Annotated in this window: 13 protein-coding genes; 11 read left to right on the top strand and 2 right to left on the bottom strand. The window is 59.4% G+C overall.

Annotated elements, in window-relative coordinates; all coding sequences use genetic code 11:
- Positions 1 to 403: 403 nt before the first annotated feature.
- The 7 genes from dapB to HMPREF2781_RS07210 all read left to right on the top strand — a co-directional run bounded on the left by dapB (position 404) and on the right by HMPREF2781_RS07210 (position 10231).
- Positions 404 to 1150, top strand: coding sequence for a 4-hydroxy-tetrahydrodipicolinate reductase (gene dapB / locus HMPREF2781_RS07240; RefSeq protein WP_070644986.1), 747 nt, complete (start codon positions 404 to 406; stop codon positions 1148 to 1150).
- Positions 1150 to 1899, top strand: a complete 750-nt coding sequence (gene thyX / locus HMPREF2781_RS07235; protein WP_070644983.1) for an FAD-dependent thymidylate synthase — start codon at positions 1150 to 1152, stop codon at positions 1897 to 1899. Before dapB ends, thyX begins: the two co-directional genes overlap by 1 nt.
- Before the next feature lie 72 nt (positions 1900 to 1971).
- On the top strand, positions 1972 to 2880 hold the full coding sequence (gene dapA / locus HMPREF2781_RS07230) for a 4-hydroxy-tetrahydrodipicolinate synthase (RefSeq protein WP_070446718.1): 909 nt from the start codon (positions 1972 to 1974) through the stop codon (positions 2878 to 2880).
- 2 nt (positions 2881 to 2882) lie between these two features.
- On the top strand, positions 2883 to 4952 hold the full coding sequence (locus tag HMPREF2781_RS07225) for a ribonuclease J (protein WP_070644981.1): 2070 nt from the start codon (positions 2883 to 2885) through the stop codon (positions 4950 to 4952).
- 43 nt (positions 4953 to 4995) lie between these two features.
- Positions 4996 to 5637 carry a TIGR03085 family metal-binding protein gene (locus tag HMPREF2781_RS07220; RefSeq protein WP_070644979.1) on the top strand — a complete coding sequence of 214 codons (642 nt, stop codon included), beginning with the start codon at positions 4996 to 4998 and terminating at the stop codon, positions 5635 to 5637.
- 77 nt (positions 5638 to 5714) lie between these two features.
- The gene (locus HMPREF2781_RS07215) at positions 5715 to 8933 is read left to right on the top strand and encodes a DNA translocase FtsK 4TM domain-containing protein (protein ID WP_070644977.1); all 3219 of its coding nucleotides are present in this window, start codon (positions 5715 to 5717) and stop codon (positions 8931 to 8933) included.
- 179 nt (positions 8934 to 9112) lie between these two features.
- The gene (locus HMPREF2781_RS07210) at positions 9113 to 10231 is read left to right on the top strand and encodes a TerC/Alx family metal homeostasis membrane protein (protein ID WP_070644975.1); all 1119 of its coding nucleotides are present in this window, start codon (positions 9113 to 9115) and stop codon (positions 10229 to 10231) included.
- A 17-nt stretch (positions 10232 to 10248) separates the two neighbouring features.
- Here the strand turns inward: HMPREF2781_RS07210 and HMPREF2781_RS07205 are convergent, their stop codons facing one another.
- On the bottom strand, positions 10249 to 10539 hold the full coding sequence (locus HMPREF2781_RS07205) for a YciI family protein (protein WP_010190299.1): 291 nt from the start codon (positions 10537 to 10539) through the stop codon (positions 10249 to 10251).
- Between the two features lie 47 nt (positions 10540 to 10586).
- On the opposite strand from HMPREF2781_RS07205, the gene pgsA reads away from it, so the two are divergent.
- From pgsA to HMPREF2781_RS07185, 4 genes are all read left to right on the top strand, one after another.
- Positions 10587 to 11177 carry a CDP-diacylglycerol--glycerol-3-phosphate 3-phosphatidyltransferase gene (gene pgsA / locus HMPREF2781_RS07200; RefSeq protein WP_210386014.1) on the top strand — a complete coding sequence of 197 codons (591 nt, stop codon included), beginning with the start codon at positions 10587 to 10589 and terminating at the stop codon, positions 11175 to 11177.
- A complete protein-coding gene (locus HMPREF2781_RS07195; protein WP_070644971.1) occupies positions 11174 to 11659 on the top strand; it encodes a nicotinamide-nucleotide amidohydrolase family protein in 486 nt (161 codons plus the stop codon). The genes pgsA and HMPREF2781_RS07195 overlap by 4 nt, the downstream gene beginning before the upstream one ends.
- Positions 11660 to 11704: 45 nt before the next feature.
- On the top strand, positions 11705 to 12052 hold the full coding sequence (locus tag HMPREF2781_RS07190; protein ID WP_070644969.1) for a helix-turn-helix domain-containing protein: 348 nt from the start codon (positions 11705 to 11707) through the stop codon (positions 12050 to 12052).
- 105 nt (positions 12053 to 12157) lie between these two features.
- Positions 12158 to 12994: a PspA/IM30 family protein gene (locus HMPREF2781_RS07185; RefSeq protein WP_070644968.1), complete on the top strand. Its 837-nt coding sequence runs from the start codon at positions 12158 to 12160 to the stop codon at positions 12992 to 12994.
- A gap of 3 nt (positions 12995 to 12997) precedes the next feature.
- Here HMPREF2781_RS07185 and HMPREF2781_RS07180 read toward each other — a convergent pair whose 3' ends face one another.
- Positions 12998 to 13612 carry an energy-coupling factor transporter transmembrane component T family protein gene (locus HMPREF2781_RS07180; RefSeq protein ID WP_070644966.1) on the bottom strand — a complete coding sequence of 205 codons (615 nt, stop codon included), beginning with the start codon at positions 13610 to 13612 and terminating at the stop codon, positions 12998 to 13000.

Here is a 13612-nt window from a genome sequence, read left to right as displayed (position 1 = left end):
AGGTGGCTCTCCGGGCTTGAGCACGAGCCATCGCATGTGGATTATTAGGGTTGGTGGTGGAAAAGAAAAAGGTAGGCGGGCGTGTAGCAGTAGTGGTCATGGTCTCCCCCGAGATCAACATGAGTTAGAAGAAGTGTTCTAACCATGATTCTAGCGGCCACCGCCCCACATAGCCATAGCCAGCACTACATTCATGTCAAGTTGTCACTATAAACGGGGGTAGTCACCATGGGTTAGCCAGGACATTCGATGCCGAATGATTTGAGTGGTGTCGCCTGTGTCCGCAACGAAAGGAAGAAAATGCGTATTAAAGGCAGCCTTTTGAGCCCTGTCTGAAACCTCGCCGGTGTCAGGGATAGACTGGGCACAGTTAACCGCACGAACACGTATGAAGGGATTGTCAATGACTATCAAGGTAGGCGTCTTGGGGGCTAAAGGGCGCGTGGGCCAAGCAATCGTGGAAGGCGTTAATGCGGCAGAGGATTTGGAGCTAGTTGCTTCCATCGACCGCGAGACCCCGTTGGAGAAGCTGGTTGAATCTGGTGCCGAGGTCGCCGTCGACTTCACCCAGCCGGCATCGGTCATGGATAATCTAGAGTTTTGCATCGCACATGGCATCCACGCTGTTGTGGGGACCACGGGATTCGATTCAGAACGCCTAGCCAAGGTGGAGGAGTGGACTAAGAAAGAGGGCGCCGGTAACGTTCTCATCGCCCCGAACTTCGCTATTTCAGCTGTACTGACCATGGTGTTTGCCGCACAGGCGGCGAAGTTCTTTGACAGTGCCGAGGTAGTCGAATACCACCACCCGAACAAGCTCGATGCGCCGTCCGGTACCGCGGTTCACACTGCGCAGGGCATTGCAAAGGCTCGCCAGGAGGCAGGCTTGGACGCTATGCCGGACAAGACCGAGCAGTCTCTCGATGGAGCGCGCGGCGCAGACGTCGATGGTGTTCACGTCCACGCAGTCCGTATGCAGGGAATGGTGGCTCATGAAGAAGTTATCTTCGGCACTCAAGGCCAGTCCTTGACCATCCGTCAGGATTCCTATGACCGCTCTTCCTTTACCCCCGGTGTTCTGCTGGGTGTACGAGAAATTGCATCCCACCCAGGCTTGACCGTGGGACTTGAGAAGTACTTGGGGCTGTAATGGCAAAAGTCTCTGAGCTTGATGTCCAGCTCATTGCGGCAACCGCTTTCCATGCGCCGCGAGGAGTGGACTGGGAGGTTGATGAGGGGGCGTCGGAAACCGAGGCTCTAGTCGAATTTGCCGGGCGCGCCTGTTATGAGTCCTTCGACAAGCCGAATCCCCGTACCGCCTCAAATCAGGCCTATCTGCACCACATTCTGGAGGTCGGCCACGATGCATTGCTGGAGCATGCCACAGCGACGCTTTATATACGGGGACTGTCGCGGTCGGCGTCGCATGAGCTGGTTCGCCACCGTCATTTCTCCTTCTCGCAGCTCTCGCAGCGCTTTGTGCATTCCGAGGAAGCAGAGGTAGTTCTGCCCAAATTCATTGCGGAGGATGAACAGCTAACGCGGTTGACCTTGCAGGCGGCCGACGAAGCGAGGTTTGTCTACGAGGAGCTCCTTGACGCTCTCGAGTCCAAGCTGGAAGAGGAGCCAAATGCATTGCTGCGCAAGAAACAGGCTCGACAAGCAGCGCGTGCGGTATTACCCAATCTCACGGAATCCCGCATCGTCGTGACGGGAAACTATCGCGCGTGGCGTCACTTTATTGGCGCGCGGGCGACTGAACAGGCCGATACAGAGATGCGCCAGCTCGCCGTCACGTGTTTAAAGCTCTTGCGGGAGCAATCGCCGGTGCTTTTCGACGACTTCCATATCACCACCCTGGCTGACGGTACCGAAATGGCCTCGAGTCCCTACGCTTAAAGCACTCAGTAGGAGACTCGCGCACGACCCCGATGCGGCCAATGGGGGCGAAAGCAGGTAATCTTGACGCCTATGAGCACAGGTATGACAGCACAGGCAGGCGTCGACACCTTCGGACGCGTAGGCGTAGCTATGGTCACTCCATTTGACCAGGACGGCGGCTTGGACGTGTCCGCTGGTCGTCGCCTAGCAGCTCATTTGGTTGATAACGGCGTAGATTCGCTCATTTTGTCTGGGACCACGGGCGAATCACCGACGACGTCGTTGGATGAGAAACTGGAGCTGTTCGCAGCTGTAAAGGAAGAGGTAGGCGGCCGCGCTAAGTTGTGCGCTGGTGCGGGAACTAATAACACCGCCACCAGTATTGAGGCAGCGCGCGCTTTCGCTGATGCGGGAGCAGACAGCCTTCTGGTCGTGACCCCGTATTACTCCAAGCCTTCCCAGGCTGGTGTGTACGCGCACTTTAGCGCTGTGGCTGACGCCGTGGACCTCCCAATTTGTCTGTACGACATTCCTGGCCGCTCGGGCATTCCGATTGAGACGGAGACCCTTCTTCGCCTCGCGGAGGTGCCGAACATCAAGGCTGTTAAGGACGCCAAGGGCGACCTTGTAGCAGCCGCACCGCTTATCCAGGAAACCGGTTTGGCATGGTACTCCGGAGATGACGGACTGAACTTGCCGTGGCTGGCCCTCGGTGCTTCGGGCGTTATTTCCGTGATTGGCCATATTGCTCCGCGGGCCCTGGCTGATCTCTGCGTAGCCTTCGATGAAGGCGATATTGCACGTGCACGAGAGATTAACGCGAAAACTTTGTCCCCGCTCGTCGAGGCACAAGGTCGCCTCGGAGGAGTAACTCTTGTTAAAGCTGCCCTGCGCCTGCAGGGTATTGAAGTTGGAGAACCTCGTCTCCCAGTTACCGCGGCTGACGCGGAGGAGATCGAGGCTCTCCGCCACGATTTGGAAAAGGCTGGAGTCCTTTAAGAATGACTGAATCCCGTAATCGCTCCCGCAAGGTAACCCGTAAGGCGGGTCCGCCTTCGGAGACTGAGACCGCCTCGAATGAGGCGGCTTCGCCGGTTTTCCAAGCGCCGAACGAATCGGCTGCTTCCGGCGCCACCTCTAAGGAGTCTGGAAACTCTGACGACGGCAACCGTCGTTCCCGTTCTCGTGGTTCCCGTGGCGGCCGTGGTCGCGGCCGCGGCGGCAACAACAACCACAACAACGGCAATAGCAACAACGGTGGTCGTAACAACCGTAACCGCAACAACAACCGCGGTCGCCGCAATGTGCCCAAGTCCATGCAGGGCGCGGACTTGACTAAGCGTCTGCCAGAGCCGCCGAAGCAGCAGAAGGATTCGCTGCGTATTTATGCTCTGGGCGGTATTTCTGAGATCGGTCGAAACATGACCGTCTTCGAGTACCAGGACGAAATGCTCATCATCGACTGTGGTGTGCTCTTCCCGTCCTCCGGTGAGCCGGGCGTGGACCTGATTCTCCCGGACTTTGGCCCGATTGAGAAGAAGATTCACAAGGTCAAGGCGCTCGTCGTCACCCACGCACACGAGGACCACATCGGTGCGATTCCGTGGCTGCTGAAGCTGCGCCCGGATATCCCGATCGTGGCTTCGCGCTTCACCATTGCGCTGATCGCGGCCAAGTGTAAGGAGCACCTCCAGAAGCCGAAGTTCGTAGAGGTCAACGAGAAGTCCGATGTGAACTACGGTCCGTTCCGCTGCCGTTTCTGGGCAGTGAACCACTCCGTCCCGGATGCGCTTGGCGTCATGCTGGGCACCCCGGCCGGCAACATCATCCACACCGGTGATATCAAGCTGGACCAGACCCCGCTGGATAACCGCCCGACGGATCTGCCGGCCCTATCGCGTTACGGCGATGAGGGCGTGGACCTCATGCTGTGTGACTCCACCAACGCCAACATTCCGGGTGTGTCTGCCTCTGAGGGCGACATTCCGGCAACATTTAAGCGGCTGGTGTCTGGGGCCAAGCAGCGCGTAATCATCGCCACCTTCGCCTCCAACGTTTACCGCGTGCAGGCGGCTATCGACGCCGCCGTGGCCGCCGGCCGCAAGGTTGCCTTCAACGGTCGCTCCATGATGCGCAACATGGAAATTGCGGAGAAGATGGGCTTCCTCAAGGTGCCGCGCGGCACCATTATCCCGATCGATGAAGCAGCCAAGATGGCTCCGCACAAGGTGCTGCTCATTACCACCGGTACCCAGGGCGAGCCGATGGCGGCGCTGTCCCGCATGGCCCGCCGCGAGCACCGCCAGATCACGGTCCGCGATGGTGACCTCATCATCTTCTCCTCCTCCCTGATTCCGGGTAACGAGGAAGCCGTGTTTGGCGTTATCAACATGCTCTCTCAGATTGGTGCTGAAGTCATCACCAACAAGGAAGCTAAGGTTCACGCCTCCGGCCACGGCTACGGTGGCGAGCTGCTCTTCCTCTACAACGCTGCCCGCCCGAAGAACGCGATGCCGGTGCACGGCGAGTGGCGCCACCTCCGCGCGAACAAGGAGCTGGCTATTTCCACCGGTGTGGCCCGCGACCGCGTGGTCTTGGCTCAGAACGGTGTTGTCGTCGATCTGCGCAATGGCCGCGCTGAAGTTGTCGGCCAGATCCCTGTGGGTAACCTCTACGTCGATGGTGTGTCGATGGGTGATGTCGACGCCGATACCCTGGCGGACCGCACCAACCTGGGTGCTGGCGGCGTTGTTTCCATCACCTGTGTCATTGATAACCGCACCTCGCGCCTGCTCGAGCACCCGACGGTGTCCACAACGGGCTTCTCCGACGATGACCGCGGAATCGTGCCCGAGGTGGCTGAGATGGTGGAGAACACCATGAATGACCTCGCAGCGGAGGGTGAGAACGATACCTACCGCATGGTGCAGAAGCTGCGCCGCAAGGTGTCGAAGCTCATGGATTCCAAGTACAAGCGCGAGCCGGTGATTCTGCCGACCATTGTGCCGACGAACTCGGATATCTTGCTGCCTGACGACGACGAAGTTCACGCTTCCCGTGAATCGCTCTAGGCTTTAGGCCAACAGCGCCCCAGCGTTCCCGTCTTTGGTGGGTATGCTGGGGCGTATGTCGTTTTCCTCAAGCGAGCGCGCCAAAATGGTGGCGTTATTTCATGAACTTGGTCCCGACGCACCGACGTTGTGCGTGGGCTGGTCGGCCCATGACCTCATAACGCATTTGTGGGTTCGTGAGAACCGCCCTGATGCTGCGATCGGGGCTTTTATCCCGGCACTGTCTTCTCATGCTGATGACATCGCTAGGAAGATTCGTGCGCAGAAGGCATATGAGGAGCTTGTTGATTCCTGGGGTAGGGGAGCGGGCAGACTCAATCCTCTGCGCTATGCGGACCCAGTATTCAATGCTGCGGAGCACTTTGTCCATCATGAGGATCTTCGCCGCGCCAATGGTCACACTGAACCGCGGGATTTGTCACGAGCCGCACACGCCGAGCTTCTTGCGCCGTTGAAACTACTAGGCACACGGCTGTTATCACGTTCTCGCCGTCCTGTCGTGCTGGAACCACAGGGCTTTCCACCGATCGTGGCCGCGGATAAGCGGCGCGTTTCGGAGCAAGGCGATGCAGTGGTGCGGGTGCGTGGCACCGTGGCCGAATTGCTTTTGTGGGCTTTCGGCCGCGAGGCCGCGCGGGTTGAGATCGAGGGCGATACCTCCGCCATCGTTAGGTCAAGCCTGTAGGCTGAACTGCGAAAATTCTTTAGCATGCGCGTGTGGCGCATGTGGTTAATGGTGCGTTTGCTACTAGAGTGGCAGGCATGTCTGTCAAGAACGCTCCGTCTCGCGCCTCCGGTCGAGGTCGCACCGTAAATCGGGCGCGGCCGTCGGGCCGCACAAGCTACTCGCTGACGTCTGCAACCCGCGCTGCCGAGACCTCCGAGGAGAGGACCGGCAGCGCCTTTCGTGCCGTTGGCCGCGGACTCGGCAGCGTTTTTGGCGCCACCGCCAAGGGCATGGGAAGCATGGCGCGGGGAGTCGGGCATGGCCTCGCTGGGCTTAAGCCAGCTGAAGCGGGAAGCCGGGACGAGGATCTCTACGATTCTGCTTATGATGCGCCCCATGATGAGGGGGCAATTGATGATTACGACGAGTTGAGGGAGCCAGGGGAAATTTCTGGACGCGCGAAGAATAAAAAAACTAGCAAGAGGGCAGAGGGCGCTGCTTCGTCGAAGAGCAAGGTGACCCGGGCCCATGACGTCGACGGTGATATGCCGACGACCGTTATGGAGCGCCCTACTCGCATGGAGAAGAGCATTCGTGTCTCTAATCCAGATGCGGTTGCGCTCGTGCTGATTGGTGTGGCCATCATCCTTGCCTGTGCAACGTGGTTCCAAGTCGCCGGCATTATCGGTGAATACCTCACCAATGCTGTTCGCTACGTCATTGGTGCAGGCGCCTATGTCCTTCCCGTGGCATTGATTGCGGTTGCCATCGCGCTCATGATGGACCTGTCCGGTCCCGCGGGCCATTTCAAGCCGCGCGTCGTGGGTGGCACCGCCCTCATCGTGGTGTGCATGCTCAGCCTCATCCATATTTTCGCTGGGCTCCCGAAGCTGACCTGGAAGGACAATGCCGCCGGAGAGGCCGGTGGTGGCATCGGGTATCTAGTAGGCGAGCTATTGGTAGCGGCCTTCTCCAGCTATGTGGCGGTGCCACTGCTTTTCCTGCTCATCGTGTACGGAGCGCTCAATATCACTGGCATCACCCTGCGCGAGGCATATGACTTCGTGGCCGCCCAGTTTTCCGCGCTCCTCGGCGAACTCCGCGATCGGAAGAACCGCTCAGATGAGGAGCTGCTTGACGACGCTCCCGCGGACGATTACGGCTACGCCAGCGAGGACATCGACGCCATCGCCGAAGGGCGCGAGCGTCCCGCACGCCCGGCGTATACTCCGCGCCCGCGCCCGAAGCTGACACCGAAGCAGCCCCCGAGGCAGATGCCGGATGAGAATGCCACGGTTTCCTTTGACTCCGCGGCACAGCCAGTATCCCAGGAGCCGGTACAGCACGGCCGCCCAAGCCTTGATAGCCGAGTCGATGACACAGATGAGATCCCTGTCGTGCCGGAACCGGAGCCTGCTCCGCAGTCGGAGCAGAAGGCGGCACCGCAGTCAGTATCCAAACCAGCACCGAAAAAGCGTCCCCGCGTGGACGTCGGCGGTGCCGCCGGTGCAGCACTGGGAGCGGCGGCTGCCGAGGCGTCGGCAAGCGCAGCGTCGGCTGGCTCAGCGGGAGAGGACGTGGTCTCCGCCGCTCATTCCGAGGCAGTGCGCATGTTCCAGGAACGATCCGGACGTGATGCGCGAACGGGTGCCAAGATTGAGGATGAAGCCCAGAGCGTAGCCGAAGAAACACCCGCAGCTCCGAGTGGTGCGGAAGACACTGCCCTGGGCGGCGGCTACGATGTGCCGACGACGGACCTGCTCACCGCCGGCAAACCTGCGAAGGCACGCACGGAGGCTAACGATCGCATCATCGAGGCCATCACCGAGGTCTTCGAAGAATTCAAGGTCGATGCCCAGGTCACCGGTTTTAGTCGTGGTCCGACAGTCACGCGCTATGAGATCGAGCTGGGCCCTGGCGTCAAGGTCTCGAAGATTACAAACCTGCAGTCCAACCTGGCCTACGCCGTCGCGACGGATAACCTGCGCCTGCTCACCCCGATTCCGGGCAAGTCCGCAGTTGGCATTGAGGTGCCCAATGCGGACCGAGAGATGGTGCGTCTGCGCGATGTCTTGGATTCCCCGGCACTGCGCGCCGACCATGACCCCATGCTGATTGGCTTGGGCAAGGATATCGAAGGCGAGTACACCTCCTTCTCCGTGAAGAAGATGCCGCACCTGCTCGTGGCCGGCGCAACCGGTTCGGGTAAATCGGCGTTCGTGAACTCCATGCTGGTCTCGCTGTTGACCCGCGCGACGCCGGAAGACGTCCGCCTCATCCTCGTCGACCCGAAGATGGTGGAGCTCACACCGTACGAAGGTATCCCGCACCTCATCACTCCCATCATCACGCAGCCGAAGAAGGCTGCGGCGGCCCTGCAGTGGCTGGTGGAGGAGATGGAGCAGCGCTACATGGATATGCAGGCTGCCCGCGTGCGCAAGATCGAGGACTTCAACCGGAAGGTCCGCAGCGGCGAATACCAGGCTCCTGCCGGCTCCCAGCGAGAGATGCGCCCGTACCCGTACATCGTGTGCGTCGTGGATGAGCTCGCAGACCTCATGATGACAGCCCCGAAGGAGATCGAGGACTCTATCGTCCGCATCACCCAGAAGGCGCGCGCAGCCGGCATTCACCTTGTGCTCGCAACGCAGCGCCCGTCCGTGGACGTGGTGACCGGTCTTATTAAGACCAACGTTCCTTCTCGTCTGGCTTTTGCGACGTCCTCGCTTACGGACTCTCGAGTCATCCTGGATCAGGGTGGAGCCGAGAAACTCATTGGTATGGGCGATGGCCTCTTCATCCCGCAGGGCGGCCGCCCAGTGCGTATGCAGGGTGCGTTCGTCTCCGACGAGGAGGTGCAGGCGGTTGTCGATGCCGCGAAGGCACAGGGCTCGCCGAACTACACCGAAGGCGTGACGGACGATAAGGCCTCGGAGGCGAAGAAGGAGATCGACGAAGAGATCGGCAAGGATATGGACGACCTCTTGGAGGCCGTCGACCTTGTGGTCACCTCCCAGCTGGGCTCCACGTCGATGCTCCAGCGCAAGCTGCGCATCGGCTTTGCCAAGGCCGGTCGACTCATGGACCTCATGGAGTCGCGCGGTGTGGTTGGGCCTTCCGAAGGCTCCAAGGCGCGTGAGGTATTGGTCAAGCCGGAGGAGCTCGACACCATCATCTGGATGATCAAGGGCGCTGACCCAGCAGAGGCCCCGAAGGAGGTCCAAGACGCTGAAGATGCCGGCGGGGTAGATGACGCTGAAGCCGATACCCGCACCGTAGAAATCTCCGCTAACCCCTCCACAGGTGCGTTCTAAGCTCCGTGTAGGATAGGACGAGTCTTGGAGGGGAGTACCCCAATCCACGGCGTCGATCGTCAACACGGCAACTGCGGTACAGTTCCCGGTCGCGCCGGCTAGCGGGACTGTGCATAGAGCCTGCTAGCGGGGGAGACCTCCGGTCTTTATTGTCGCGTCGACCGGAGGGATAACTCATTATGCATGTGCCACTATGGGTCTGGGCCATCACCATCGCGGTGATCTTGGGCTTTTTTGTTTTCGATTTCTATAGCCACGTCCGCTCACCCCACGAGCCCAGCATCAAGGAATCCGGTGGGTGGACACTGTTCTACATGGCCGTCGCCGTTGTCTTTGGCGGAGTTGTATGGGTGCTGTGGGACAGTGAACATGCGGCACAGTTCTACACCGGTTGGGTGACGGAACAGGCGTTGAGCGTGGATAACCTGTTCGTGTTCTCGCTCGTCATGGGCTCCTTCAAGATTCCCCGCAGGTATCAGCAGAAGGTCCTGCTCATCGGTATCGTCCTAGCGCTGGTTTTCCGCCTTGTCTTCATCTTGATGGGCGCGGCCATTATTGCGGCATGGTCGGATGTCTTCTACCTGTTTGCCATCTTCCTTATTTACACCGCAGTCAAGCTGCTCATCGATGAGATCAACGGGACGCCCGAGACCGACCCCAACGACATGCTGGTAGTCAAGTGGCTGCGCAAAGTGGTCCATGTGACCCCGCGCTACCACGGTGACAAGCTCACCCACCGTGAGGAATCCGGTGAGAAGAAGGGCAAATTCGCCCTGACGCCGCTTTTCGTTGCTTTGGCGGCTATCGGGCTGATCGACGTCATGTTTGCCTTCGACTCCATCCCAGCTATCTACGGCATTACCTCGGAGCCTTTCCTCGTCTTCACCACCAATGCCTTCGCTCTCATGGGGCTGCGCCAAATGTTCTTCCTCATTGATGGCCTGTTGGACCGCCTGGTCTACCTGCCTTATGGCCTGGGTATTATCTTGCTGTTCATTGGTGTCAAGCTGCTCTTCCACGCTCTGCACGAGAACAACTTGCCCTTCATCAATGGAGGTGAGAATGTCAGCGCAGTACCGGAGATTACGACCCTTGTGTCGCTACTGGTCATCGTCGGCGTCCTCCTGGTTACGGTGTTGCTGTCAGTGTGGAAGGACAAACGCGACCAAGCCCAGGGTGGCGTGGTGGTTTCTCACAACCACTATGATTGGGACGATTTTGGCAACAAGATCGTACGCAACAAGGAGGGCGAGCTCGTCGGCAAGGCGGACGAACTTCCCAAGTCCGAGCTGCCTTAAACTCGGGCCGCGGGGATTTAGAAGGAATTAATAACGGGATTCCACTCGCGGAAAGCGCGCCCAGTAACAGCGCCTTCGGTGTAGAAGGGATCCTGGTCCATGAGGGCGATGACATCGGCCACCTTTACGGACTCATCCTCAAATTGCAGGACGATGAGCGCCCCGCCCTTGGAATCGGTGTAGGGGCCAGAGCCACAGATCTGGCCCTTGTCGTGGAGTGCGCCGATGAATTCGCGGTGCTTCGGGCGAACCTCAGCAATAACCGGGTTAGATGGATTGTATTCATAGGAAACTGCGAAATACTTCATACCGACCATGGTAGTGCTCGCCCGAGGGGCAGGCAGGCCACGGTAGGATGAAGAGCGTGAATGATTCTCAGGCTGCGCACAAGCAATCTCAAACTACGGATGTTAACCCCGAGGTCTCCAATTGGAACCTGCCCAACATCCTGACCAGTTTGCGCATCCTCTTTATCCCCCTGTTTGCCTGGCTGGTGCTCGCTGGCCATGAATGGTGGGCTTTCCTCTGCTTCGCGCTCTTGATGCTCACGGATAAGTTGGATGGCGATATTGCACGCGCGCGGGGACTCATCACTAACTTTGGCAAGATTGCGGACCCGATCGCGGATAAAGCCCTGATGACCGCGGCCCTCGTGTGCCTCAATATCACTGGGGCTTTGCCGGTGTGGATCACCGTGCTGATTCTGTTTCGCGAATTCGGCATTACGATTTGGCGCTTCTTCTTGCTGCGTCAAGGGAAGGTGGTGCCGGCTTCCCAAGGCGGAAAGCTCAAGACGGCTCTGCAGACTGTGGCGGTGGCGTTGTATCTTTGTCCGCTGCCAGGGTGGATGGACCTTCCGAGCCTCCTCGTTATGTTGGCCGCCGCCTTCGTTACCGTCCTGACCGGCATCCAGTACCTCATTGATGGCCATAGGGAGAACCAATGAGCATCGAGGCGCAACTAGTATCCACGCTCAGCGAACGCGGTGAAACTGTGGCGTTCTGTGAGTCCCTTACTGCTGGTCTAGCCGCTGCGACTGTGGCGTGCATCCCGGGAGCCTCGGCGGTGCTGCGGGGTGGGCTGGTGACGTATGCGACAGAGGTCAAGGCTCATTTTCTCAACACCACCGTGGAAGAACTTGAGGAGCAAGGCGTGGTGTCTGCTGCGACTGCTGCGCAGATGGCTGAGGCAGCGGTCGTTGAAACGCGTGCAGATTGGGGGGTAGGGCTGACTGGTGTAGCCGGGCCGGACCTCCAGGAAGGCAAACCCGCGGGCACGGTGTACGTGGGGTTATGCGGGAGGGGTGGCGGGGGCGTCGCCAAGCGCGGCGTCCTTTATGAGCTTCCTGCTGAGGGGCGCAACGCGATTCGTTTCGCTGCCGTTGAGGCGGCATTGAGTCTTCTCCTATCAACTCTTGAAGAAAATTAGTTGATTGTGGGAACAAGTACGACTGCTGAGCCGTTGTATGGGGTGATGAACACTTCAGTTGCACTACTCGATAAACCCACCCAGTCCCCGGCGCGGTCGACGCGGACTCCTGAGCCGCTGCTGCGTGAGGCCCTCGGATTAACGCTTCGCGCCTTCCGCGCGGATAAAGGCGTGACCCTCCGCGAGCTCGCCGGTGTGGCGCGTGTTTCCCCGGGATATCTTTCGGAGCTGGAGCGTGGCCGCAAGGAGGTTTCCTCCGAGCTGCTGGCCTCTGTCTGCTATGCACTTGATGTCAGCGTCTCCGATGTCCTCATTGAGGCGGCCGGCTACATGGCGTTGCCGTCGATGGATGAGGAACTTGCATCCACTGCGCCAGCTGCATCCGAGTTATAGAACTGCGGCGTAGCTCTCCTTGCTTCGCTAATATTAGGCAGGCAGAGAATACTCTGATTACCCATTTATCCACACAACGAACTGCTGAGAAAGGCACCTTCTGTTATGGCGAATCCATTCGTAAAGGCCTGGAAGTACTTGATGGCTCTCTTTGACTCGAAGATCGAAGAGAACGCTGATCCGAAGGTGCAGATCGAGCAGGCGATCGAGGACGCGCAGCGCCAGCACCAGGAGCTATCCCAGCAGGCCGCTGCGGTGATTGGTAATCAGCGTCAGCTGGAGATGCAGCTCAACCGTCGTCTTAGTGAGATTGAAAAGCTGCAGCAAAACACCCGCAACGCTCTCAGCTTGGCGGACAAGGCCCGTGCTGAGGGTGACGTGCAGAAGGCTACCGAGTATGAGAACGCAGCGGAAGCCTTTGCCGCCCAGCTGGTAACCGCGGAGGAGTCTGTTGAAGACACCAAGAAGCTGCATGATCAGGCACTGCAGCAGGCGGAGCAGGCTAAGAAGGCCGTCGAGCGCAATGGCATGGCTTTGCGTGAGAAGGTTAACGAGCGCTCGAAGTTGCTGTCCCAGCTCGAGCAGGCCAAGATGCAGGAGAAGGTCTCCGACTCCCTTAACTCGATGAACGAGCTTACCGCGAATGGCAACACGCCTTCCCTAGATGCCGTGCGCGATAAGATTGAGCGCCGCTACTCCAAGGCTTTGGGTCAGGCGGAGCTCGCGGAGAACTCTGTGTCGAACCGAATGCATGAGATTGAGCAGGCCGGTGTGCAGCTGGCTGGCCACTCCCGTCTTGAGCAGATTCGCGCCGAGATGAACAATCCGAAGGCTGTAGAGGGCAACTCCCAGCAGGCAATCGGTTCGGCTGAAGCTAAGGCTCAGCCGAACATGCAGGATGATGCCGTCCAGGCTCGCCTGCGTGAGCTGCGCGGTGAATAAAGTTTAGTCTCCGACGCCGCGCGCTTGCAGGGCCTCGCCCATGGCGCGTGCGCGACGGATCGAGCGAATGATAACCGGGGTGCCAAAGGCGGTTAGTGATGCCGTGGCACCCCGGGCTTTTCGTGCGTCCAGCACCTCGACGACCGTCCCTAGCATCAGGGGAAGTAAACGAATGGTCAGGGACATCGCTAGCGTGATGTTCTCAACGGGGACCCCGAGGCGCCCCAGAGGAGCCAGGGCGCGATCCAGGGAGTCCATCATCTCCGAGACCTTTGTGGTGAGTGTTAGCAGCACCGCCGCGCTAATGGCGGCGTAGATGGTGAGGAACATGATGGCAGCCGCCGTCAGGTCTTTCTGCCACCACTGGAACGCGGCGAGCGCGAGGAGAAGGTAGAGCGGCGGTGCGAGTTGGCCAAACGCAACGCGGAAAGGAACTCGGGCAATAGGGAAGAGGCCAAGGGGGAGAGCCAGGCTCACCGCCGCCCAAGGGATCGTGTGCACCGCCAGCGATGTTACGAGAATGAAGGCGATGAGTAGTAGGAACTCCACCGCGGCGGGGATGCGGTGAATGATGGTATCGGCGTCGACATAGAAGCCGAGTGGGATGTTCTTGGGCAT

Source organism: Corynebacterium sp. HMSC062A03 (assembly GCF_001811145.1).
Classification (GTDB): domain Bacteria; phylum Actinomycetota; class Actinomycetes; order Mycobacteriales; family Mycobacteriaceae; genus Corynebacterium; species Corynebacterium aurimucosum.
Note: the sequence above shows the minus strand (reverse complement) of the source record. Positions and strands in the feature narration are given on the sequence as shown.